At 59.5% G+C, this 24,177-nt stretch carries 22 protein-coding genes; 11 read left to right on the top strand and 11 right to left on the bottom strand.

Features of this window, described 5'->3' with window-relative positions; genetic code table 11:
- The 3 genes from D8U18_RS02670 (at position 1) to D8U18_RS02660 (ending at position 3,408) form a co-directional block, all read left to right on the top strand.
- Positions 1-2,169, top strand: a complete 2,169-nt coding sequence (locus D8U18_RS02670; protein ID WP_131106944.1) for a xanthine dehydrogenase family protein molybdopterin-binding subunit — start codon at positions 1-3, stop codon at positions 2,167-2,169.
- 1 nt (position 2,170) lies between these two features.
- Positions 2,171-2,752 carry a hypothetical protein gene (locus D8U18_RS02665; protein ID WP_130906774.1) on the top strand — a complete coding sequence of 194 codons (582 nt, stop codon included), beginning with the start codon at positions 2,171-2,173 and terminating at the stop codon, positions 2,750-2,752.
- A 74-nt stretch (positions 2,753-2,826) separates the two neighbouring features.
- Positions 2,827-3,408 carry a GGDEF domain-containing protein gene (locus D8U18_RS02660; RefSeq protein WP_131106943.1) on the top strand — a complete coding sequence of 194 codons (582 nt, stop codon included), beginning with the start codon at positions 2,827-2,829 and terminating at the stop codon, positions 3,406-3,408.
- A 120-nt stretch (positions 3,409-3,528) separates the two neighbouring features.
- Here D8U18_RS02660 and D8U18_RS02655 read toward each other — a convergent pair whose 3' ends face one another.
- The 9 genes from D8U18_RS02655 to gloB all read right to left on the bottom strand — a co-directional run bounded on the left by D8U18_RS02655 (position 3,529) and on the right by gloB (position 15,001).
- The gene (locus D8U18_RS02655) at positions 3,529-3,954 is read right to left on the bottom strand and encodes a VOC family protein (RefSeq protein WP_131107011.1); all 426 of its coding nucleotides are present in this window, start codon (positions 3,952-3,954) and stop codon (positions 3,529-3,531) included.
- A gap of 219 nt (positions 3,955-4,173) precedes the next feature.
- Positions 4,174-4,968 (bottom strand): enoyl-ACP reductase FabI, encoded by a 795-nt coding sequence (fabI, locus tag D8U18_RS02650; protein WP_007937760.1) that lies wholly within the window; start codon positions 4,966-4,968, stop codon positions 4,174-4,176.
- A 21-nt stretch (positions 4,969-4,989) separates the two neighbouring features.
- Entirely contained in the window at positions 4,990-6,600 is a 1,611-nt protein-coding gene (locus tag D8U18_RS02645; RefSeq protein WP_131106942.1) for an ABC transporter ATP-binding protein, read from the bottom strand.
- A gap of 1 nt (position 6,601) precedes the next feature.
- Complete coding sequence (locus tag D8U18_RS02640; RefSeq protein WP_056855563.1) at positions 6,602-7,621, bottom strand: ABC transporter permease; 1,020 nt, start codon at positions 7,619-7,621, stop codon at positions 6,602-6,604.
- A gap of 1 nt (position 7,622) precedes the next feature.
- Positions 7,623-8,696 (bottom strand): microcin C ABC transporter permease YejB, encoded by a 1,074-nt coding sequence (locus D8U18_RS02635; RefSeq protein WP_056855562.1) that lies wholly within the window; start codon positions 8,694-8,696, stop codon positions 7,623-7,625.
- A 4-nt stretch (positions 8,697-8,700) separates the two neighbouring features.
- Positions 8,701-10,542: an extracellular solute-binding protein gene (locus D8U18_RS02630; RefSeq protein ID WP_130905682.1), complete on the bottom strand. Its 1,842-nt coding sequence runs from the start codon at positions 10,540-10,542 to the stop codon at positions 8,701-8,703.
- Positions 10,539-12,371: an extracellular solute-binding protein gene (locus D8U18_RS02625; RefSeq protein WP_131106941.1), complete on the bottom strand. Its 1,833-nt coding sequence runs from the start codon at positions 12,369-12,371 to the stop codon at positions 10,539-10,541. Before D8U18_RS02625 ends, D8U18_RS02630 begins: the two co-directional genes overlap by 4 nt.
- A gap of 314 nt (positions 12,372-12,685) precedes the next feature.
- A complete protein-coding gene (locus tag D8U18_RS02620; RefSeq protein ID WP_056855559.1) occupies positions 12,686-14,134 on the bottom strand; it encodes a transglycosylase SLT domain-containing protein in 1,449 nt (482 codons plus the stop codon).
- Between the two features lie 99 nt (positions 14,135-14,233).
- Complete coding sequence (gene gloB / locus D8U18_RS02615) at positions 14,234-15,001, bottom strand: hydroxyacylglutathione hydrolase (protein WP_130905679.1); 768 nt, start codon at positions 14,999-15,001, stop codon at positions 14,234-14,236.
- Positions 15,002-15,066: 65 nt separating this feature from the next.
- Here gloB and D8U18_RS02610 point away from each other — a divergent pair, with 65 nt between their 5' ends.
- The 5 genes from D8U18_RS02610 (at position 15,067) to D8U18_RS02590 (ending at position 20,455) form a co-directional block, all read left to right on the top strand.
- Positions 15,067-15,825 (top strand): methyltransferase domain-containing protein, encoded by a 759-nt coding sequence (locus D8U18_RS02610; protein ID WP_130905678.1) that lies wholly within the window; start codon positions 15,067-15,069, stop codon positions 15,823-15,825.
- 90 nt (positions 15,826-15,915) lie between these two features.
- Complete coding sequence (rnhA, locus tag D8U18_RS02605; protein ID WP_056855556.1) at positions 15,916-16,368, top strand: ribonuclease HI; 453 nt, start codon at positions 15,916-15,918, stop codon at positions 16,366-16,368.
- 189 nt (positions 16,369-16,557) lie between these two features.
- On the top strand, positions 16,558-17,316 hold the full coding sequence (gene dnaQ, locus D8U18_RS02600; RefSeq protein WP_130930782.1) for a DNA polymerase III subunit epsilon: 759 nt from the start codon (positions 16,558-16,560) through the stop codon (positions 17,314-17,316).
- Between the two features lie 254 nt (positions 17,317-17,570).
- Complete coding sequence (locus D8U18_RS02595; protein WP_130906778.1) at positions 17,571-19,826, top strand: arginine/lysine/ornithine decarboxylase; 2,256 nt, start codon at positions 17,571-17,573, stop codon at positions 19,824-19,826.
- A gap of 14 nt (positions 19,827-19,840) precedes the next feature.
- Entirely contained in the window at positions 19,841-20,455 is a 615-nt protein-coding gene (locus D8U18_RS02590; protein ID WP_056855553.1) for a GNAT family N-acetyltransferase, read from the top strand.
- Here D8U18_RS02590 and D8U18_RS02585 read toward each other — a convergent pair.
- A complete protein-coding gene (locus D8U18_RS02585; RefSeq protein WP_056855552.1) occupies positions 20,421-21,314 on the bottom strand; it encodes a LysR substrate-binding domain-containing protein in 894 nt (297 codons plus the stop codon). The two genes, D8U18_RS02590 and D8U18_RS02585, sit on opposite strands and share 35 nt — an antisense overlap.
- A gap of 87 nt (positions 21,315-21,401) precedes the next feature.
- Positions 21,402-21,629, bottom strand: coding sequence for a hypothetical protein (locus tag D8U18_RS02580; protein ID WP_056855551.1), 228 nt, complete (start codon positions 21,627-21,629; stop codon positions 21,402-21,404).
- A 181-nt stretch (positions 21,630-21,810) separates the two neighbouring features.
- On the opposite strand from D8U18_RS02580, the gene D8U18_RS02575 reads away from it, so the two are divergent.
- The 3 genes from D8U18_RS02575 to D8U18_RS02565 all read left to right on the top strand — a co-directional run bounded on the left by D8U18_RS02575 (position 21,811) and on the right by D8U18_RS02565 (position 24,150).
- A complete protein-coding gene (locus D8U18_RS02575; protein ID WP_056855550.1) occupies positions 21,811-22,371 on the top strand; it encodes an NADPH-dependent FMN reductase in 561 nt (186 codons plus the stop codon).
- A gap of 116 nt (positions 22,372-22,487) precedes the next feature.
- Positions 22,488-22,835: a metalloregulator ArsR/SmtB family transcription factor gene (locus D8U18_RS02570; RefSeq protein ID WP_130906779.1), complete on the top strand. Its 348-nt coding sequence runs from the start codon at positions 22,488-22,490 to the stop codon at positions 22,833-22,835.
- 31 nt (positions 22,836-22,866) lie between these two features.
- Entirely contained in the window at positions 22,867-24,150 is a 1,284-nt protein-coding gene (locus D8U18_RS02565) for an arsenic transporter (protein WP_056855548.1), read from the top strand.
- Positions 24,151-24,177: the final 27 nt, after the last annotated feature.

Raw genomic sequence — 24,177 nt, 5'->3', positions numbered from 1 at the left:
ATGGACAGTTTCAATCCGCTGTCGCGTCGCGGTTTCCTCAAGGGCACTGCCGTGCTGGGTGGGGGGCTGGTGGTGGCGTTCGTCATCCCCGGCGCCCACCGTTTTGCCGGGGCGGCGGAGAATCAGGGCAATGTGTTCGCGCCCAATGCATTCCTGCGGATCGGCAATGACAACAGCGTTACTGTACTGCTCGGCCATTCGGAAATGGGTCAGGGCATCTGGACCGGCCTGACCATGTTGATCGCCGAAGAGCTGGATGCCGACTGGTCGAAAATCAAGGTCGAGCATTCGCCAGCCTCGGCTGCCGATTACGGCATGGCCGGGTTCGGCGGGATGCAGATCACCGGCGGTTCCACCTCGACCTGGATGGAATTCGATCGGTATCGTCAGGCCGGCGCGGCGGCGCGGTTGATGCTGATCGATGCCGCGGCCAAGCGTTTCAATGTGCCGCCTTCGCAGATTCGTACCGAATCCGGCGTGGTCATTGCCGGCGACCAGCGCGCCACGTACGGCGAGTTGGCGGATGATGCTGGCAAGTTGCCTGTGCCGGACCCGGCGTCGATCAAGCTCAAGGAAGCCAAGGACTGGAAGCTGATTGGCAAACCCACCAAACGCCTGGACACCCCGGAAAAAATCACCGGTCGGGCGAAGTTCGGCATGGACGTGCAGTTCGACGGTTTGCTGACTGCCATGGTCGCCCGATCGCCGGTGTTCGGTGGCAAAGTCAAATCCTTCGAAGGTGCCGAGGCGTTGGCGATACCAGGCGTGCACAAAGTGGTGCAGGTGCCGACGGGCGTGGCGGTGATTGCTGATCATTACTGGGCGGCGAAGCTCGGTCGTGATGCCCTGCACGTCGATTGGGACCTGGGGCCGAATGCCGGGCTCGACAGTCAGAAGCTGCTGGAAAACTTTCGCAAACTCGCCGCCACCCCAGGCTTGCCCGCCAGCAAGGCAGGGGATGCCCAGGCTGCGTTGGCCAAGGCTGCAAAGAAGCTTGAGGTCGAGTACAGCGTGCCTTACCTGGCCCACGCGCCGATGGAACCGCTCAACTGCACCGTAAAGATCACCCAGGATAAATGCGAGATCTGGACGGGCACGCAATTCCAGACTCTGGACCAGATGATCGCCGGGAAAATCACCGGTCTTAAACCCGAGCAAGTCGAAATCCACACCGAATTCCTTGGAGGCGGTTTCGGCCGACGGGCCAACCCGACCTCGGATTTTGTCGCCGAAGCGGTGCACGTGGCGAAAGCGGCCGGTGGACCGGTCAAAACCGTGTGGGCGCGGGAGGACGATATCCGTGGCGGTTATTACCGCTCGGCGTTCCTGCACCAGGCGCAGGTTGGCCTGGGTGCGGATGGGCTGCCGGTGGCGTGGAAGCACGTATTGGTCGGGCAGTCGATCATGGCCGGCACTTCGCTCGAAGCGAGCATGGTCAAGGATGGCATCGACAAAACCTCGGTCGAAGGCGTGGCGGACAGTCCTTACCTCGCGGGAATGGCCGATCATCAGGTGGATCTTCATTCGCCGCAAACCGGCATCAGCGTGTTGTGGTTGCGTTCGGTGGGGCACACGCATACGGCTTTCGTCATGGAATCATTGATCGATGAATTGGCCGATGCGGCGGGCAAGGACCCGGTGGAATATCGACGGACACTGCTCAAGGAGCACCCGCGTCATCTGGGTGTCTTGAACCTGGCCGTAGAAAAGGCCAACTGGAAAGCGCCACTGCCGGACGGTCATGCCCTGGGCGTGGCGGTGCATGAATCCTTCGGCAGTTACGTGGCGCAGGTCGCCGAGGTGTCCCAGGACAACCTGGCAATCCGCGTGCATCGCGTGGTATGCGCAGTGGATTGCGGGATCGCGGTCAACCCGCAAAGTATCGCCGCGCAGATGGAGTCAGGCATTGCCTTTGGCCTGGGTTTCACCCTGCACAGTCATCTGACGTTCAACAAGGGTCAGGTGGTGCAGTCCAATTTCCATGATTATCAAGTGCTGCGGCTCAACGAGATGCCGATAGTGGAAGTGCACATCGTGCCCAGCAGCGACAAGCCTGGAGGGATCGGCGAAGTCGGCGTACCGCCTACCGCACCGGCAGTGGCCAATGCGGTTTTTGCCTTGACCGGGCAACGCCTGCGGGAATTGCCGCTGCAATTGTCGGGGGTGTGAGATGAAACGACACCATTGGTTGCTCGGCTCGGTGTTGTTGCTGGGTCTTTTTGTTTATGCGACGGAGCTATTTGCCGAGGACAAGGCGGCATTGAAGGCCTTCGACACCGTGCAACAAGTCTTCCAGAGCCCACGTTGCCAGAACTGCCACATTCCCGGCGATGCGCCGTTGCAATTCGATGCCGGAACACCCCACGCGATGAATGTGGTGCGAGGCCTGGACGGCAAGGGGGCGGCCGGGTTGCCTTGCGCCAGCTGCCATGCCGAAGCCAATCCCCCGGCGAGTTACGGTCCCAACGCACCACCGGGAGCGCCGCACTGGAGTCTGCCGCCAGCGGCGCACAAGATGGCCTGGATCGGCCTGCCACCTGACAAGCTGTGCGCCATGATCAAAGACCGCGGGAGCAATGGCGACCGTGATTTCGCCGCGCTGCTCAAACATGTCAGCGAAGACAAGTTGGTGCTATGGGGCTGGAATCCTGGCGGCAATCGCGCCCCGGTGCCGGTAGCGCACGATGTTTTCGTCGCGCAATTCAAGCTCTGGACGGAGGCCGGTGGACCGTGCCCGGTGACGGGTAGCTGACCAACGGCTGGTAAACAGGGAGTCAAACCCGATATCCAGGGCTCTAAAGAACATACCCGCCAATGGAGTATGTGATGCTGATTTCAGGCAAGCCACACAAGAAAAGCGTCTGCGCAGACCCTCTGCGCACGCCCGCACAGGAGCGCGAAATGTTGCGCGACCTGGCCCGCAAGGCTGAACAGGAACTGACGGGCGTGCAGATGGCTAGCATGGATGAGCTGACGCTGTTGTCTAATCGCCATGGCTTTCTGGCCTTGGCCCAAATGGGGCTGGATGCCTGCGCTCAACTGGAACGGCCAGCGACGCTGCTGTTCTTCAACCTCGATGATTTCAAGCGTATCAACTACCTGTTCGGGCATGCCGAGGGCGACGATGCCCTGAAAACCTTTGCCGATGTGCTGCGCATCGGCTTCAGGGAAAGCGATGTGATCGGCCGACTGGAAGGCGCAACCTTTGTCGCGTTGTTGACCGGTTCCGGCAGCGTGGATCTCGCGGCGATCAAGGCGCGGCTTGAGGAAATGCTCGATGAGCGTAACGCCACGGTGCATCGTGGCTATGACATCAGGTTCAGCATCGGGCAGATCGAATTCGACCCCACCGTGCATGGCTCGGTGGAAGAGCTTTTGGCTGAGGCGCAAGCAGTGTTGGGCCGCTAGTTTTGTACTGAATTGGCTGGCCTCATCGCGAGCAGGCTCGCTCCCACAGTTTGATCAGCGGTGTTCACAAATCCCCTGTGGGAGCGAGCCTGCTCGCGATGAGACCTTTACAGTCAGCGCTTATTTGGCAAATAACTGCCCGATATCCTTGAACGCCTTGAATTCCAGCGCATTCCCGCATGGATCGAACAAAAACATCGTCGCCTGCTCACCCACCAACCCTTGAAAGCGAATCCCCGGCTCAATCACGAATCGCGTACCCAGGGACTGCAAACGCTCAGCCAGCGCCTCCCATTCCGCCATCCCCAGCACCACACCGAAATGCGGCACCGGTACGTCATGCCCGTCAACGGCATTGGTATGTGCGGCTTCTTGTGAGGCATTTTTCGGTGCCAGGTGTATCACCAGTTGGTGGCCGAAAAAGTTGAAATCGACCCAATGATCGCTTGAGCGACCTTCTTTCAGGCCAAATACCGCACCATAAAAGTGCCGCGCGGCGGCCAAGTCGTAAACGGGAATGGCCAAGTGAAAGGGGGATAGTTGCATCGGGCTAGTCTCGGTCATGGGAAGTTGAGTTGAGTTTAGCCATGTGTATATCGATTTAAAGACGATAGTTGTTGTGACGAGCTCTTCAGGCAAGGCGCGTTATCGTTGACGTCCATCGCGAGCAGGCTCGCTCCTACAGGGGGTTGCGTTGTTTCCTGAACATCACAGCCAATAAAAAACCCGCCGAAACAGGCGGGTTTTTTTGGCGCTAAGCGAAGATCACTCTTCGATGTTGCCCATCGCGGTGGTGTTGAAGCCGCCGTCGACGTACATGATTTCACCGCTGATGCCCGACGCCAGGTCGGAGCACAGGAAGGCGCCGGCGTTGCCGACTTCTTCGATGGTGACGTTGCGACGCAGCGGGGTTTGCGCTTCGTTGGCAGCCAGCATCTTGCGGAAGTTCTTGATGCCGGAAGCGGCGAGGGTGCGGATCGGGCCAGCCGATACGCAGTTGACGCGGGTGCCGTCCGGGCCCAGGGAACCGGCCAGGTAACGCACACCGGCTTCCAGGGAAGCCTTGGCCATGCCCATCACGTTGTAGTTCGGCATGGTGCGCTCGGCACCCAGGTACGACAGGGTCAACAGGCTGCCGTTGCGGCCTTTCATCATTTCGCGACCGGCCTTGGCCAGGGCCACGAAGCTGTAGGCGCTGATGTCGTGAGCGATGCGGAAACCTTCACGGGTGGTGGCTTCGGTGAAGTCGCCGTCCAGTTGGTCGCCCGGGGCGAAGCCGACGGAGTGCACGATGCAGTCCAGGCCGTCCCACTTCTTGCTCAGCTCTTCGAAGACCTTGGCGATTTCGGCATCGCTGGCCACGTCGCACGGGAAGCACAGCTCCGGGCTCGAACCCCAGCCTTGTGCGAACTCTTCGACACGACCCTTGAGTTTGTCGTTCTGATAAGTGAAGGCAAGCTCAGCGCCCTCGCGATGCATGGCGGCAGCGATGCCGGATGCGATGGACAGCTTGCTGGCGACACCGACGATCAGTACGCGCTTACCGGCGAGAAAACCCATGTGTTGCTCCTCTTTTCAGGTTTATTGCGCAGTGGCTGGTGCCAGAAAAGCGGCTTCCAGCAACTGCTGTGTATACGGATGTTGGGGGGCGGCAAAGATACTTTGCGCGTCTCCCTGTTCGACCACTTGGCCATGCTTGACCACCATCAGTTGGTGGCTCAGCGCTTTGACGACAGCCAGGTCATGGCTGATAAACAGATACGTCAGGTTGTACTTGCTTTGCAGTGAGCGCAAAAGCTCCACCACTTGGCGCTGTACGGTGCGGTCGAGGGCCGAAGTCGGCTCGTCCAGCAAAATCAACGCCGGTTTTAGCACCAATGCCCGGGCAATGGCGATTCTCTGCCGTTGCCCACCGGAAAATTCGTGGGGGTAGCGGTTCCGGGTTTCCGGATCCAGGCCTACCTCCTTGAGTGCCGCAATAATCGCTTGTTCCTGTTCGGCTTCGGTGCCGATCTTGTGGATCCGCAAGCCTTCGCCAACGATCTGGCTCACGCACATCCGTGGGCTCAGGCTGCCAAACGGGTCCTGGAACACCACCTGCATCTCTCGACGCAGCGGCCTGACTTGTTGCTGCGTCAGGCAGTCTAGCTGTTTGCCTTCAAAACGGATCGCGCCTGTACTGCCGATCAACCGCAAAATCGCCAGCCCCAACGTCGACTTGCCGGACCCGCTTTCCCCCACAATCCCCAGGGTCTGGCCCTGGGGCAGGCTGAAATTGATCCCGTCCACCGCTTTTACGTAATCCACCGTGCGCTTGAGCAGGCCTTTCTTGATCGGGAACCAGACCTTCAAGTCCTCGATCGTGAGCATCGGCGGGCCTATTTCATTGGTTGCCGGCGTCCCGCTAGGCTCCGCTGCCAGCAAAATCCGAGTGTACGGATGCTGCGGCGCGCGGAACAACTCTTCGCACGATGCCTGTTCGACGATGCAACCGCGCTGCATGACACATACGCGATGCGCAATTCTTCGCACAAGGTTCAAATCGTGACTGATCAGTAACAACGCCATGCCCAGACGGGCCTGCAATTCCTTGAGCAACTCGAGGATTTTCAGCTGAACGGTCACGTCCAGCGCGGTAGTCGGTTCGTCGGCGATCAGTAGCTCCGGCTCGTTGGCCAGCGCCATGGCGATCATCACTCGCTGGCGTTGGCCACCGGACAACTCATGGGGCAGGGCTTTGAGGCGCTTGTGCGGCTCGGGAATGCCAACCATCTCCAGCAACTCCAGGGTACGCCGGGTCGCGATCTTGCCGGTCAGGCCCTTGTGGATGCCCAGCACCTCGTTGATCTGCTTCTCGATCGAGTGCAGCGGGTTGAGCGAGGTCATCGGCTCCTGGAAGATCATTGCGATCCGGTTGCCGCGGATGTGGCGAATGGTTTTTTCCTTCAGGTCCAGCAAGTTCTGGCCGGCATACTCGATGGTGCCGGACGGATGCCGGGCGAGCGGGTAGGGCAGCAGGCGCAGGATCGAGTGCGCAGTCACTGACTTGCCGGAGCCGCTTTCACCGACCAAAGCCAGGGTTTCGCCACGCTTGATGTCGAAACTGACGCCTTCAACCACACGCTGACTGTTGTCACCGACAACGAATTCGACGGCGAGGTCGCGCACTTCGATCAGATTGTCCTGATTCATTTCACTTCCTCGGGTCGAAGGCATCGCGAGCGGACTCGCCGATAAACACCAGCAAACTCAACATCAACGCCAGCACCGCAAACGCGCTCATGCCCAGCCACGGCGCCTGCAGGTTGGATTTCCCCTGGGCCACCAGCTCGCCCAGCGACGGACTGCCGGCCGGCAAGCCGAACCCGAGGAAATCCAGGGCGGTCAGCGTACCGATGGCGCCGGTCAGGATGAACGGCATGAAGGTCATGGTCGAAACCATGGCATTGGGCAGGATATGGCGAAACATGATCGCGCCATTCTGCATGCCCAGCGCCCGCGCCGCACGCACGTATTCCAGGTTACGCCCACGCAGGAACTCGGCGCGCACCACGTCCACCAGGCTCATCCAGGAAAACAGCAGCATGATCCCCAGCAGCCACCAGAAGTTGGGCTGGACGAAACTGGCGAGGATGATCAGCAGATACAGCACCGGCAACCCGGACCAGATCTCCAGGAACCGCTGTCCGGCCAGATCGACCCAGCCGCCGTAAAACCCCTGCAACGCCCCGGCGACCACGCCGATGATCGAACTTAGCAGTGTCAGTGTCAGGGCGAACAGCACCGAGACGCGGAACCCGTAGATCACTCGTGCCAGTACATCGCGGCCCTGGTCGTCGGTGCCCAGCAGGTTGTCCGCCGAGGGTGGTGCCGGTGCCGGGACTTTCAGGTCGTAGTTGATGCTTTGGTAGCTGAACGGGATCGGCGCCCATAACACCCAGGCGTCCTTGGCCTTGAGCAGCTCGCGGATATACGGGCTCTTGTAGTTGGCTTCCAGCGGGAATTCGCCGCCGAAGGTGGTCTCCGGGTACCGCTTGAGCGCCGGGAAGTACCAACCGTTGTCGTAATGCACCACCAGCGGCTTGTCGTTGGCGATCAGCTCGGCGCCCAGGCTGGCGCCGAACAGGATCAGGAACAGCCACAGCGACCACCATCCGCGCTTGTTGGCCTTGAACAGTTCGAATCGGCGGCGGTTGAGAGGGGACAGGTTCATCTCAATGCTCCCGGCTTTCGAAGTCGATGCGCGGATCGACAAAGGTATAGGTGAGGTCACCGATCAGTTTCACCACCAGCCCCAGCAGGGTGAAGATGAACAGCGTGCCGAACACCACCGGGTAATCGCGGTTGATCGCTGCTTCGAAACTCATCAGGCCGAGGCCGTCGAGGGAGAAGATCACTTCGACCAGCAGCGAGCCAGTGAAGAAAATCCCGATGAATGCCGACGGGAATCCGGCGATCACCAACAGCATGGCGTTGCGGAATACGTGGCCGTAGAGCACGCGGTGTCGGGTCAGGCCCTTGGCTTTGGCGGTGACCACATACTGCTTGTTGATTTCGTCGAGAAAGCTGTTTTTGGTCAGCAGGGTCATGGTCGCGAAGTTGCCGATCACCAGCGCTGTCACGGGAAGCGCCAAGTGCCAGAAGTAGTCAAGAATCTTGCCGCCCGTGCTCAGTTCATCGAAGTTGTTCGAGGTCAGCCCACGCAAAGGGAACCAATCCAGATAACTGCCGCCAGCAAACACCACGATCAGCAGGATGGCGAACAGGAACGCCGGAATCGCATAGCCGACAATGATCAGCGAACTGGTCCAGACATCGAAGTGGCTGCCATGTCGCGTGGCTTTGGCGATCCCCAGGGGGATCGACACCAGGTACATGATCAGCGTGCTCCACAGTCCCAGCGAGATCGACACTGGCAGCTTTTCCTTGATCAGGTCGATGACCTTGGCATCGCGGAAAAAGCTGTCGCCGAAATCCAGTGATGCGTAGTTCTTGACCATGATCCACAAGCGTTCCGGCGCCGATTTGTCGAAGCCGTACATGTGCTCGATTTCCTTGATCAGCGCCGGGTCCAAGCCCTGGGCACCGCGATAGGCGGACCCGGCCACCGACACCTCGGCACCGCCGCCGGCAATGCGGCTGGTGGCGCCTTCGAAGCCTTCGAGCTTGGCGATCATCTGTTCCACCGGCCCGCCGGGGGCGGCCTGGATGATCACGAAGTTGATCAGCAAAATGCCGAACAGGGTCGGAATGATCAGCAGCAGTCGCCGAAAAATATACGCCAGCATCTGATTACTCCATGCCTGCAGGGTCGGCTTGCAATTTGGTTTCGATTTCTATGGCCGGTTTGGCATCGGGCTTGATCCACCAGGTATTGATGCCGATGTCGTATTTGGGCGAGACCTTCGGGTGACCAATGTGATTCCAGTACGCCACGCGCCAGGTTTTGATGTGCCAGTTGGGAATGACGTAATAGCCCCATTGCAGCACTCGGTCCAGTGCCCGGGCGTGGGCCACCAGGCTTTTGCGCGAATCAGCGTTGATCAATTGCTCCACCAACTGATCCACCACTGGATCTTTCAGGCCCATGGAGTTGCGGCTGCCAGGTTTGTCGGCAGCCGCGGTCATCCAGAACTCACGCTGCTCGTTGCCCGGCGAGTTGGACTGCGGGAAGCTGCCGACGACCATGTCAAAATCCCGCGAGCGCACGCGGTTGACGTACTGTGAGACGTCGACCCGGCGAATCACCAGCTCGATGCCCAGGTCGCTGAGGTTGCGTTTGAACGGCAGCAAAACCCGTTCGAACTCGGTCTGTGCCAACAGGAATTCAATGTTCACCGGTTTGCCGCTGGCGTCGACCATTTTGTCATCGACGATGCGCCAGCCGGCTTCTTGCAGCAGTTGATAGGCCTTGCGTTGCTGGGTGCGGATCATGCCGCTGCCGTCGGTGACAGGGTTCTGGAACGCTTCACTGAACACCTGCTCGGGAATCTTGCCGCGAAACGGATCGAGGATCGCCAGTTGATCGGCGTCCGGCAGGCCGGTGGCGGCCATTTCCGAGTTCTCGAAATAACTGCGAGTACGCGCGTAGGCGCCGTTGAACAGTTGCTTGTTGGTCCATTCGAAGTCCAGCAACAGCGTCAGGGCCTGGCGCACACGCACGTCCTGGAACACCGGTCGGCGCAAGTTGAAGACGAAGCCTTGCATGCCGGTGGGGTTGCCGTTGGGGATCTGTTCCTTGATCAAGCGACCCTCGGTGACAGCCGCAATGTTGTAGGCGTTGGCCCAGTTCTTCGCGGTCATTTCCAGCCAGTAATCGAACTGCCCGGCCTTGAGCGCTTCGAGCGCCACGGTGTTGTCACGGTAATAGTCGGTGGTCATGACATCGAAATTGTAGAAGCCGCGATTCACCGGCAGGTCCTTGCCCCAATAATCCTTGACCCGCTCATAGCGCACCGAACGTCCGGCCTTCACCTCGCTGACTTTGTACGGACCGCTGCCCAGCGGCACTTCGAGGTTGCCTTTGTTGAAGTCGCGGGTGGCCCACCAATGCTTGGGCAGCACCGGCAACTGGCCGAGGATCAATGGCAGTTCGCGATTGTTGCTGTGTTTGAATTTGAACAGCACGGTCAGCGGGTCTTCGGCAACCACATCGGCGACGTCGTTGTAGTAGCCGCGGTACATCGGCGCGCCATCCTTGATCAGCGTCTGGAAGCTGAACACGACGTCTTCGGCACGCACCGGATGGCCGTCGTGGAAGCGCGCTTCGGGCCGCAGATAGAAGCGCACCCAGTCGTTGTCCGGAGCCTTCTCGATCCTGGCCGCGATCAGGCCGTACTCGGTGAAGGGCTCGTCAAGGCTCTGCTTGGCCAGGGTGTCGTAGATCAGGTCGATGTCGTTGGCCGACACGCCTTTGCTGATGAACGGGTTGAGGCTGTCAAAGCCGCCGAACCCGGCCTGGCGGAATTTGCCACCCTTGGGAGCATCCGGATTGACGTAGTCGAAATGTTTGAAATCGGCCGGGTATTTCGGCGGTTCGTTGTACAGGGTCAGGGCATGTTGCGGGGCGGCGCTGGCCAGCCCAGCGAACAACAGGGCGCTGGCCTGCAAGAGCAGGGCGCTGATGGCTTTCATCGATCTTTCTCCGAAGATTTCAGCCACCACGCGCTCAAACCCAGGGTGTAGGGCGGCGTGGTGACGAAGGCGAACCGGTTGCGGTACGCCAGGCGGTGATAATTGAGGTACCAGTTGGGAATGATGTAGTGCTGCCACAGCAGCACCCGGTCGAGGGCTTTGCCGGCGGCGACTTGTTCGTCGCGGGTCTTGGCCGCGAGCAATTGCTCGAGCAGATGATCGATCACCGGGTTGGCGATACCGGCGTAGTTCTTGCTGCCCTTGACCGCGACCTGGCTGGAATGGAAGTACTGCCACTGTTCCAGGCCGGGGCTGAGGGTCTGGTTGAGGGTCATCAGAATCATGTCGAAGTCGAACTGGTCGAGGCGCTGTTTGTATTGGGCGCGATCCACCGTGCGCAAGCGCGCATCAATGCCGATGCTGGCGAGATTCTCGACGTAAGGCTGGAGAATGCGTTCCAGGTTCGGGTTGACCAGCAGGATCTCCAGGCGCAGCGGCTGCCCGGCGGCGTTCTGCAAGCGCTGACCATTGAGCTTCCAGCCGGCTTCGGCGAGCAGGCTCAGGGCCTTGCGCATGGTTTCCCGGGGAATGCCGCGACCCTGGGTCTGCGGCAGGCTGAACGGTTCGCTGAGCAATCGGGCGGGCAGTTGCTCGCGGTACGGCTTGAGCAGTAGCCATTCATGGCCGACCGGCAGGCCGGTGGCGGAAAACTCGCTGTTGGGGTAGTAGCTCGTGGCGCGTTTGTAAGCGTCGCTGAACAGCGTGCGGTTGGTCCATTCGAAGTCGAACATCAGCCCCAGCGCTTCCCGAACCCGGGGTTCAGCAAACGTCGGGCGCCGGCTGTTCATGAACAAGCCTTGGGTCTGGGTGGGGATCTGGTGCGCAATCTGTGCCTTGATCACTTCGCCACGACGGATTGCCGGAAAGTTGTACCCAGTGGCCCAGTTCTTGGCCTGGTGTTCGATATAGATGTCGAACTCGCCGGCCTTGAACGCTTCGAACGCCACGTCGCTGTCGCGATAGAATTCGACTTCCATACGGTCGACATTGTACTTACCGCGGTTGACCGGCAGGTCCTTGCCCCAATAGTCCTTGACCCGTTCGAAAACGATTTGTCGCCCCGGCGTCACCGAGGTGACGCGATACGGCCCGCTGCCCAGCGGTGGTTCGAAGGTCGTGGCCTTGAAGTCGCGGTTTTTCCAGTAATGCTGCGGCAGCACGGGCAACTCGCCAAGGCGCAGGATCAGCAATGGATTGCCGGCGCGCTTGAATACGAAGCGAATGCGCTGAGGATTGAGGATGTCGACCCGCAATACTTCCTGAAGATTGGTGCGGTATTGCGGGTGACCTTCCTTGAGCAGCAAGCGGTAGGAGAACGCTACGTCGTAGGCGGTGATGGGCGTGCCATCGTGGAAGCGTGCTTGCGGACGCAGGTTGAACACCACCCAGCTGCGGTCTTCACTGTACTCGACCGATTGCGCGATCAGGCCATAGCTTGAGGTGGGCTCGTCGCCGGACGGTGCGTACTGGCCGGTGCCGACCATCAGCGGTTCGTTCAACTCGTTGATGCCGTATTGAAGGAAGTTCGGCGTGGCAACCGGGCTGGTGCCTTTGAAAGTGTAAGGGTTGAGCGTATCAAACGTGCCAAACGCCATTACCCGCAACGTACCGCCCTTGGGCGCTTGCGGGTTGACCCAGTCGAAGTGGGTAAATCTGGCCGGGTACTTGAGCGTGCCGAACTGCGCATAACCATGGCTTTCGCTGATCGTCGCGCTTGCGGTGGAGCTCAAGGCCAGGCTGATCAGGAGCGGGAGCAGGGGACGCTTCAAATAAGAAATCCGATCCAGCGGCTTGGGCTTTGTGGCCCGTACAGTAACAGCTTGTATGGACAGGAAAAAGACGGGGGGTTAATGCGCTCTTAATTACTGGCAAGACAGTTCTGCCTGCGCCAATCCTGTGGCGAGGGAGCTTGCTCCCGCTCGGCGGCGAAGCCGTCGTAAATCCAGTGCACGCGGTATGTCAGAAGTATCCAGGGATCAGGGTTTGGGGCTGCTGCGCAGCCCAACGGGAGCGAGCTCCCTCGCCACAAAGCCTTTCGATGCTGCAAAGATAAAAAAGCCCCTGATAATCAGGGGCTCGTTTTTTAGTGCGGATTGGAAACCGTCAGCATCTGACCTGGCTTCAATGCCTGGCCGACACGTGGGTTCCAGCGCTTGAGGTGCTGCATTTCAACATTGAAGCGCTTGGCCACGATGTACAGCGAATCGCCTTGCTGAACCTTGTACTTCGACTGCGGTTTTTTGTCCGGGCTTTTGGTCTTGGCATTGGCCGCGACGACGGTGTTGATGCGCCCGGCGCTGCGCTTGCTGGTGTCCTGCATGACCAGGGTCTGGCCGGGCTTGAGGTTCTTGCCGGACAGTTTGTTCCAGCGCTGAAGGTCCTTGACGTCGACGTTGTTGGCCTTGGCGATGGAGCCCAGATTGTCGCCGCGCTTGACCCGGTAACTGCGTTTGGCGCTGGCCACTGCCGTGCTGTCCGAGCCTTCGAAGACCGGTTTGAGCGGTTTCTTGCTGATCAGCTCTTCCGGACGCATCGTCTGCAGGCTGGTGGTCAGCAATTGCGCCTTGGACGTCGGCACCAGCAAATGCTGTGGGCCGTCGATGGTGGTGCGTTGCTTGAAGGCCGGGTTGAGCTGGAACAGTTCGTCTTCGTCGATGTTGGCCACTGCAGCGACCTTGGACAGGTCCATGCGCTGGTTGATTTCGACGACCTGGAAGTACGGTTCGTTGGCGATCGGGTTGAGGTTCACCCCGTAGGCTTCCGGTGCCAGCACCACTTGCGACAGGGCCAGCAGCTTCGGCACATAGGCCTGGGTTTCTGCCGGCAGCGGCAGGTTCCAGTAGTCGGTTGGCAGGCCGAGCTTTTCATTGCGCTCGATGGCACGGCTGACCGTGCCTTCACCGGCATTGTAGGCGGCCAGCGCCAACAGCCAGTCGCCGTTGAACATGTCGTGCAGGCGGGTCAGGTAATCCATCGCGGCGGTGGTCGAAGCGGTGATGTCGCGACGGCCATCATAGAAACGGGTCTGGCGCAGGTTGAAGTAACGCCCGGTGGACGGGATGAATTGCCACAGGCCCACCGCATTGGCGCGGGAATAGGCCATCGGGTTGTAGGCGCTTTCAATCACCGGCAGCAGCGCCAGTTCCAGCGGCATGTTGCGTTCTTCCAGGCGTTCGACGATGTAGTGAATATAGAGGCTGCCGCGTTCCCCGGCGTTTTCGAGGAAGGACGGATTGCTGGCGAACCACAGGCGCTGTTGTTCGATGCGCGGGTTCACGCCGACGTTGTCCTGCAACTGAAAGCCCTGGCGCATGCGCTCCCAGACGTCCTGCGGGATCTGCGGGCTCGGCTTTTCGCTGAGCCAGATGGGCTTCTGCTTGGCGCGGGCCGCCACGTTCGGCGTATGTGTCGCTTCAGGCTGCGGAGCGTGGCTGGAACAGCCCGCCAACGTGGCGGACACAGCCACCGCTATGGCTTGAGCCAAGCGGGTCAATGCGTCTGAATTGATGGACTTACGTATGGATGACGACATTGGCTGGAAGTAAGTTCCGGGCAAAAATGTCGGGCGATTCTAGAAAGCGGACCCCCTGCGGTCAACCATTCAGCGTTTTTGGACCATCGTGCAAGCTGTTTAGAACGTGTCTTTCCACGCCCTGAGCGCAGCAAAAACCATATCGGGCCGAGAGTTATCGGTGCCGGTCCGTTCGTCCGCTTTTTCTTTAACGGATGTTTCGCCGGTGCGCAAAAACGGATTAGTGCGCTTTTCCAGGGCCACCGTGGAAGGCAGTGTGATGACCCCGGCTTCTCGTTGTCGAGTGACGCTAGCCAGGCGTTCAAGGGTGTCTGGATTGCCCGGTTCGACAGCAGCGGCGAAGCGCAGATTGCTCAGGGTGTATTCGTGGGTGCAGTAGACGCGGGTGTCCTCGGGTAGGGCGGCCAGACGCGACAGCGAGGCGTACATCTGTTGCGGCGTGCCTTCGAACAATCGCCCGCAACCGGCAGCGAACAGGGTATCGCCACAGAACAGCAGACCGCTGTGATAATAGGCAATGTGGCCCAGGGTATGACCGGGTACGGCGATGACATCAAAATCATGGCCCAGTACGGTAATCCGGTCGTCGTTCTTCAGCGCGACGTCCCGCGCCGGGATTTTTTCGCTGGCCGGACCATAGACCTTCGCGTCCGTCGCTTTCTTCAGCTGCTCGACGCCGCCGACATGGTCATGATGATGGTGAGTGATCAGAATATCAGTCAAGGCCCAACCCGGATTGGCCGCGAGCCAGGCTTGCACCGGGGCTGCGTCCCCTGGATCGACCACCGCGCAGTGGCGGGTGGCAGTGTCTTGTAACAACCATATGTAGTTGTCGGTGAAGGCGGGCAGGGCAGTGATCTGTATCATCGTCGGATTCGCCAAGCTGGAAACAATGGCGCATCTTAGAACTTCCTGGCGCGTTGGAGAATGCAATGACCGATAAAGCGTTCGCTCAAGCTGATCCTGACTGGCTGGCGCTGATCAGCACGGCCCGTGAATGGCTGTCCGGCCCCATCGGGCAATTTTTGCTGGACGAAGAACGGCGCATGCTCGAAGACGAACTCGGGCGCTTCTTCGGTGGCTACCTGGTGCATTACGGCCCCTCGGCGCAGACGCCGCCTTCTGCACCTCAGGTGCAGCGCAATGTGCGCTTGGGTGCGCCCTTGCCGGGTGTCGAGATCGTCTGCGAAGAGCAGGCCTGGCCACTCAGTGAACATGCGGCCGATGTGGTGGTGTTGCAGCACGGGCTGGATTTCTGCCTGTCGCCCCATGGGTTGCTGCGTGAAGCCGCGAGCAGTGTGCGGCCTGGCGGGCACCTGTTGATCATCGGTATCAATCCCTGGAGCAGTTGGGGCTTGCGTCATGTGTTTGCCCATGACGGGTTGGGCAAGGCTCGCTGCATTTCTCCGTCACGGGTGGCTGACTGGTTGAACCTGCTGGGCTTCGCGCTGGAGAAACGCCGCTTCGGGTGCTATCGTCCGCCGCTGGCTTCACCTGCCTGGCAGACCCGTCTGGCTGGCTGGGAACGCAAGGCCGGCGACTGGCAGTTGTCTGGCGGCGGCTTCTATTTATTGGTGGCGCGCAAGATCGTCGTAGGCCTGCGGCCGCTGCGTCAGGAACGCCGCGAAACAATGGGCAAGTTGATTCCGCTGCCGATGGCCAAGGTCAATCGTCGCAATATCGAGCCGTAATACCTCATATCATTTTCCGACCGGGTTGCCCCGGTCTCGGGCGTTGTCGATCAACGATCGGCGAGCCACCGCATTTTCTGGATAGATTGCATGAGCGATAGCGTAGAACTCTTCACCGATGGTGCCTGCAAAGGCAACCCTGGCCCTGGCGGCTGGGGTGCGTTGCTGGTGTGCAAGGGCGTTGAAAAGGAACTCTGGGGAGGCGAAGCCAACACCACCAACAATCGCATGGAGTTGATGGGCGCGATTCGCGGCCTGGAAGAACTCAAGCGTTCATGCGATGTGCTGCTGGTGACCGACTCCCAGTACGTCATGAAAGGCATCAACGAGTGGATGGCCAACTGGAAAAAACGCGGCTGGAAAACTGCAGCGAAAGAACCCGTGAAGAACGCCGACCTGTGGAAACTGCTCGACGAACAGGTCAACCGTCACAACGTCACCTGGAAGTGGGTGCGCGGGCACATTGGCCATCACGGCAACGAGCGCGCTGACCAACTGGCCAACCGCGGCGTGGATGAAGTGCGCGGTTACAAACAAGACTGAATGTGTGCCTGCTGATCGTTCCCATGCTCCGCGTGGGAATGCAGCCCGGGGCGCTCTGCGTCCCATTGGAACGCGGAGCGTCCCTTGAGGCATTCCCACGCAGAGCGTGGGAACGATCAATCAAAGACCCCAGCGAGCGTGTTAACATCGCCGCTTTTGCACGATTGACCGATTGAGAGCTGAGCACTGATGGCCACCAGATCCGTTGTACTCGATACCGAAACCACCGGCATGCCGGTGACCGACGGCCACCGGATTATCGAAATTGGTTGTGTCGAGTTGATCGGTCGGCGCCTGACCGGTCGGCATTTTCACGTTTACCTGCAACCGGACCGTGAAAGTGACGAGGGTGCCATCGGCGTCCACGGCATCACCAACGAGTTTCTGGTAGGCAAGCCGCGTTTCGCTGAAGTGGCCGAGGAATTCTTTGAATTCATCAAGGGCGCGCAGCTGATCATCCATAACGCGGCGTTCGACGTTGGCTTCATCAACAACGAATTCGCTCTGATGGGCCAGCACGATCGTGCGGACATCACGCAGCACTGTACGATCCTCGATACGCTGATGATGGCCCGGGAACGTCACCCCGGGCAGCGCAACAGCCTCGATGCCCTGTGCAAACGCTATGGCGTCGACAACTCCGGTCGTGAACTTCACGGCGCCTTGCTCGACTCCGAAATTCTTGCTGACGTCTACCTGACCATGACGGGCGGCCAGACCAGCCTGTCGCTGGCAGGCAATGCCTCCGACGGCAATGGTTCCGGTGAGGGGGCTGACAACTCCGCCACGGAGATCCGCCGTTTGCCGGCCGGTCGCACGCCAGCCCGCATCATTCGCGCCAGTGAAGAAGAATTGGCCCAGCACGCAGCGCGCCTGGAAATCATCAGCAAATCCGCGGGCGCTCCGGCGTTGTGGTTGCAATTGGCTGAGGCGGCAGCGCAGGCCTGATGTGCGCTCATCTGCATGCGCTCATCTGTCTACGGTCATCTATCTGCGGTCATCTGTAGGAGCAAAGCTTGCTCGCGATAGCGTTTAAAAGATCGCTATCGCAGGCAAGCCTTGCCCCTACAAAAAAAATTTTCGCTACAAAATAGTGCGGCGCCGGTACCGCTTCAGTGCAACGCACTCGCCACATCGGCTGCGACCCTCTACCCTGAGGTGATTGGCAGGCTCTGGCCTGCCGCCTCAGGACACTGAGCCCCATGTATAAAGATTTGAAATTCCCGGTCCTGATCGTCCATCGCGACATAAAGGCCGACACCGTTGCCGGCGACCGTGTGCGTGGAATCGCCCGGGAGCTGGAACAGGAAGGTTTCAGTATCGTTTCGGCGATGGACTACACCGAAGGACGCTTGGTCGCATCCACCCATCACGGCCTCTCGTGCATGTTGATCGCGGCGGAGGACGCCAGCGCTCACTCGCATTTGTTACAGAATATGGCCGAACTGATAGGATTGGCGCGAGTGCGTGCGCCCGATCTACCGATTTTCGCCCTCGGCGAGCAAGTGACTCTGGAAAACGCACCCGCCGACGCGATGGCCGAGCTGAATCAGTTGCGCGGCATTCTCTATCTGTTCGAAGACACGGTGCCGTTTCTCGCAAGGCAAGTGGCGCGGGCCGCACGCAAATATCTGGATGGGTTGCTGCCGCCGTTCTTCAAAGCCTTGGTGCAACACACCGCCGATTCCAACTATTCGTGGCACACCCCCGGACACGGTGGTGGCGTGGCGTACCACAAGAGTCCGGTGGGGCAGGCGTTTCATCAGTTTTTTGGGGAAAACACCCTGCGCTCGGATCTGTCGGTGTCGGTGCCAGAACTTGGCTCTTTACTGGACCACACTGGCCCACTGGCCGAAGCCGAGGCCCGGGCGGCGCGCAATTTTGGCGCCGATCATACGTTCTTCGTCATCAATGGCACGTCCACCGCCAACAAGATCGTCTGGCATTCGATGGTCGCCCGCGATGACCTGGTGTTGGTGGACCGCAATTGCCATAAATCGGTGTTGCATTCGATCATCATGACTGGCGCCATCCCGTTGTACCTGTGCCCGGAGCGTAACGAACTGGGGATCATCGGTCCGATTCCCTTGAGCGAATTCAGTCCCGAAGCGATTCAGGCCAAGATCGACGCCAGCCCGTTGTCCAAGGGCCGGGCGCCCAAGGTCAAGCTCGCGGTAGTCACCAACTCGACGTACGACGGCCTCTGCTACAACGCCGAGCTGATCAAGCAGCAACTGGGCAACAGCGTCGAGGTATTGCACTTCGACGAAGCCTGGTATGCCTACGCGGCGTTTCATGAGTTTTTCAGCGGGCGTTATGGCATGGGCACCTCCCGTGGACAGGACAGCCCGTTAGTGTTCACGACCCATTCCACCCACAAGCTGCTGGCGGCGTTCAGCCAGGCGTCGATGATTCACGTGCAGGACGGCGGTGCCAGGCAACTGGATCGAGACCGTTTCAACGAAGCGTTCATGATGCACATCTCGACCTCGCCGCAATACGGCATCATCGCCTCGCTGGATGTCGCTTCGGCCATGATGGAGGGGCCGGCCGGTCGTTCGCTGTTACAGGAGATGTTCGATGAGGCCTTGAGCTTTCGCCGCGCCCTGGCCAACTTGCGTCAGCACATCGCGGCGGATGACTGGTGGTTTTCCATCTGGCAGCCACCTTCGGCTGAAGGCATCAACCGCGTGGTCACCGAAGACTGGTTGCTGCAACCGGACGCTGACTGGCACGGCTTTGGCGGCGTGACCGACGATTACGTGTTGCTCGATCCGATCAAGGTCACCCTGGTGATGCCGGGGTTGACCGCCGGTGGTGCGCTCAGTGAACGTGGCATTCCCGCAGCGGTTGTCAGCAAATTCCTTTGGGAGCGTGGGCTGGTGGTGGAAAAGACCGGGTTGTATTCGTTCCTGGTGCTGTTTTCCATGGGTATCACCAAGGGCAAATGGAGCACGTTGCTCACCGAATTGCTGGAGTTCAAGCGCAGCTATGACGCCAACGTCAGTCTGGCCAGCTGTCTGCCGTGCGTGGCACAGCAACATGTCACGCGCTATCAGGGCATGGGGCTGCGTGACCTGTGCGATCAGTTGCATGCCTGTTATCGCAGCAATGCCACGGCCAAACACCTCAAGCGCATGTACACGGTCATGCCGGAAATCGCCATGAAGCCGGCTGACGCCTATGATCATTTGGTACGTGGCGAAGTCGAAGCCGTATCGATCGATGCGCTGGATGGGCGAATCGCTGCCGTGATGCTGGTGCCGTATCCCCCGGGCATTCCGTTGATCATGCCAGGGGAGCGTTTTACCGGAGCGACCCGCTCAATCATTGACTACCTGGCGTTTGCTCGCACGTTCGATAGCAATTTTCCGGGGTTCGTTGCAGATGTGCACGGATTGCAACATGAAGACGAGGGCAATGGGCGGCACTACACCGTCGATTGCATCAAGGAATGAGGACCTTTCCCAGTATGCAGCCGGTCATGAATCCTAATCATCCAGGGCTGTCGGTGCGCGTCGCCGACGAAGGTTTTGCTGCCTACATCTGGGGCAGCGATTTCAGTTTTGAGGTTGCCGCCTACGGAGCGCCTGAAATAGGGCAGCCGGTCGAGCAATGGCGAGTCACCCCCATTACCCCTTATCGTAAATGCTATGGCATCGATCCCGAGGAATTCAGCAGTTTTCGCGATGCACCGGACAGTGCGATTTTCATGGCATTCCTGGATGACGAGCCGGTAGGGCACTTGGTGATCAGCACCAATTGGAACGGTTTTGCCCATATCGACGAACTGGCGGTGCACGCTCCGGCGCGGCGCCATGGGGTGGCCAAGGCGTTGCTGGATGTGGCGCAGTTCTGGAGTCGCAAGAAGAAACTGCCGGGCATCATGCTCGAAACCCAGAACAACAACCTCGGTGCCTGCCGCTTGTACGAGCGTTGTGGCTATGTGATTGGCGGCATCGACCACCTGCGCTATCGCGGCATTGACCCCAATACTGCCGAGGTCGCGCTGTTCTGGTATCGATTGTTCGATAACCCGCTGGAAAACCCGATCAGTTCGTCAGCATCGCCGCGGCTTGTTCCGTAATGATGGTCAACAAGGTCTGGACGGCGGGGGATGGCTCGCCGTTCTTCAAGGTCAATGCGTAGACGCTGATCGGTACGGCAGGTGCCAGTGGGCATACATCGAGCCCGGCCGATTTGGCACCGAGGGCGGTAAAGGGGTCGACAATGGCCAGGCCTTCACCGGCCTCGACCATGCTGCGCATCATCTGGTGGGTCTGAACCCGGGTCTGGATCACCGGTGCCGGACGCAAGCCATGCAGCTTGTTTTCCAGAGCGGGGCTCAGCGGGTCATGGCCTTCGAGACCGACCATCGCCTGGCCAGCCAGGTCTTGCAGGGAGATGTACTTTTGCTTCGGTTGCAGCCAGCCATGGGGAGCCAGCAATTGCAGCTTGCCTTGGGCAATCACCTGGCAATCGATTTCTGCGCGATCCGGGTCATGCAGGCTCAGGCCCAAGTCGCTTTCGCGCAGCAAAAGGCTTTTGACGATGTCCCGGGTGGGCTGGCTCAGGAGGGTGCAAGGTGCGTCGGGCAGGCGTCGGCGCAAGGCCGCGATGCTTTGTGGCAACAATTGTTGGGCGAGGGGCGGGGTGCAGATGATGCGTAACGGCGGTGCCAGGTATTGTTTGAGGCTATTGGCCAGGCGTTGCACCGGTTCAAGCGCATCGTAGACGCGGGCAATTTCTACCTGGAGCTCCCGTGCTTCGCGCGTAGCCTGCAACCGCCCGCGCACGCTGGAGAACAGCATGAAACCCAACTGGCCCTCTGCGTCGCGCAAAATACCTTCGACCTCGGCCACCGGCAACTGCAACCATTCGGCGGCGGTGCCTGTGTGACCGGTCTGAAGGAGCGCCTGGATCACTTCGATATGGCGTAAGCGCATGCGTGAAGTCCATGTTCAGCAGGTGAGGAGTCAGTCACTGAATCCTAACCCAAGTCCGCGCATATGACTTCTGCTCATAACATCGAGTTATGACGCGACGCAGGTTGCCGGCTCACGGGTGAGAGTGACGCCCGTTTGCACCAGCATGAACTCATTGTCATCAACTTTGTTGACCCGATCGCCAATGGCCAGTTTGTACGTGGTTGCAGGCCCGGAACCGTCTGCGGACGGGGTGGACTCCTGAAACTCGTGTACCGAATAAATACGGCCTTCCGCGTCTCTTGCATGGAACTGACCGACGAGTACTGCTGCCATCTGCTTAGAACCTCTGGAGATAAAACACTTGATTGACGGCTTTGTAGACCGCCGTCGAGCACGGTAAGTTTTCCTGCTCGAAAAAAATAATCAGGACGCAGATATACCTGTGTTTACTGGTTGAAACATCGTCCGATCATCTATAACTACAGGCTCCCCCACGGACAATCGAGAATCTTCCATGAGTAGTGTCTATAACGTCGCCGTTATCGTCGGCAGCCTGCGCAAAGCATCGATCAACCGCAAGATCGCGCTCGCCCTGGCCGATCTGGCGCCGGCGAATCTGAAGCTCACTATCGTTGAAATTGGCGATCTACCGCTTTACAACGAGGATATCGATGTTGATACACCGCCGGCAGCCTACAGCACTTTCCGACAACAAGTGAGCTCATCCGACGCGGTGTTGTTCGTTACTCCTGAATACAACCGTTCTGTGCCGGCCCCGATGAAAAATGCGATCGACGTGGGTTCGCGCCCGTATGGCAAGAGTGCCTGGAGCGGCAAACCAGGCGCGGTGATCAGCGCTTCGCCGGGCGCGATTGGCGGTTTCGGCGCCAACCATCACCTGCGCCAGTCCATGGTGTTTCTCAATGTGCCGCTGATGCAGCAACCCGAGGCCTATCTGGGCGGCGCTGGCTCGGCGTTTGATGAGGCCGGCAAACTGTCGGAGTCGGTCAAGCCGTTCCTGCAGAGTTTCATCAATGCCTATGGGCAGTGGGTCGAGCAACACAAAAAGCTGTGATTGCCGCTTCTGGCGCTCCGGGTGACGGAGCGCCGGAGGTGCTTTTCCAGGCAGTGCTTTACTGAATATTCGAAATTCCATATATTCACGCCTCGTTCGCACAGAGGCGTGTTTTCATGTCCGACTTCCGCAGTCCCGTCGATGTTTTCAAGGCCTTGGCCGATGACACTCGCAGTCGTGTTGCCTTGCTGATCGCTCGTGAAGGCGAACTGTGCGTATGCGAGCTGACGGCTGCGCTTGACCTCAGCCAACCGAAAATTTCCCGTCACTTGGCGCAATTGCGCAGTAATGGCTTGCTGACGGATCGACGGCAGGGGCAATGGGTTTATTACCGATTGAACCCGCAACTTGCACCTTGGGTCGCCACGATGCTGCAAGAAGCGTTGGCGGCCAATGCTGATTGGCTTGCCGCCGATGTGGCACGTCTGCAGGCGATGACAGACCGACCGGTTCGTTGCTGCTGATTATTTCTCCATTCTTTAAAGGCAGCTGCGCATGCTTGTAGCGTCACTGATTTTCCTGCTGACGATCACACTGGTGATCTGGCAACCCAAAGGGCTCGGCGTCGGTTGGAGCGCGGTGCTGGGCGCGGTGCTGGCTTTGATGTTCGGCGTTGTGCACCTGAGCGACATTCCATTGGTGTGGCAAATCATCTGGAACGCCACCGGAACCTTTGTCGCACTGATCATCATCAGTTTGTTGCTGGACGAGGCCGGATTTTTTGCCTGGGCAGCGCTGCATGTGGCCCGTTGGGGAAGGGGTAGTGGGCGCCAGTTGTTTGCCTACATGGTGTTGCTCGGGGCATTGGTGTCGGCGTTGTTCGCCAATGACGGCGCGGCGCTGATCCTCACGCCCATTGTGATTTCCATGCTGTTGGCATTGCGTTTTTCTCCGGCGGCGACGCTGGCGTTCGTCATGGGCGCCGGCTTCATCGCCGATACGGCCAGCCTGCCGCTGGTGGTGTCGAACCTGGTGAACATCGTTTCCGCTGACTTCTTCAACATCGGTTTCAACCGGTACGCGGCGGTGATGATCCCGGTCAACCTGGTCAGTGTCGCGGCTACCTTGGCGGTATTGATGTGGTTTTTCCGCCGCGACATCCCCAAAAACTATGACCCTGAGCAATTGGAACATCCGGCGTCGGCGATCCATGACAAGGCGACGTTCTACGCCGGCTGGGCGGTGCTGGTGATTCTGCTGCTCGGCTGCTTCGCGCTGGAACCGCTGGGCATTCCCATCAGTGCCATTTCGGCCGTGTGCGCGGCCTTGCTGTGGGCGATTGCCGCCCGTGGTCACAAGATTTCCACGCGCAAAGTGCTGAAGGAAGCGCCTTGGCACATCGTGATTTTCTCGCTTGGCATGTATCTGGTGGTCTACGGCCTGCGCAACGCCGGACTCACAGGCTATCTCGCGGGCTGGCTCAATGGCTTTGCCGAGTACGGCGTGTGGGGCGCGGCAATGGGTACGGGGGTGTTGACCGCGTTGTTGTCCTCGATCATGAACAATTTGCCGACGGTGTTGATCGGACTGCTATCCATCGATGCCAGCCAGGCGAGCGGGGTGGTCAAGGAAGCGATGATCTACGCCAACGTCATCGGCAGTGACCTGGGGCCGAAAATCACCCCGATAGGCAGTCTGGCAACCTTGCTGTGGCTGCATGTGCTGGAACGCAAAAACATCCGGATCGGCTGGGGGTATTACTTCAAGGTCGGGATCGTGCTGACGGTGCCGGTGTTGTTGGTGACGTTGGCGGCGCTGGCTTTGCGGTTGTCCATTTAGATTGTTGAAAGGCTGGTTCAAAAGTTC

The organism is Pseudomonas sp. Sample_10 (genome assembly GCF_004321495.1).
GTDB lineage: Bacteria > Pseudomonadota > Gammaproteobacteria > Pseudomonadales > Pseudomonadaceae > Aquipseudomonas.
This window is presented reverse-complemented; position numbering and strand designations above follow the sequence as displayed.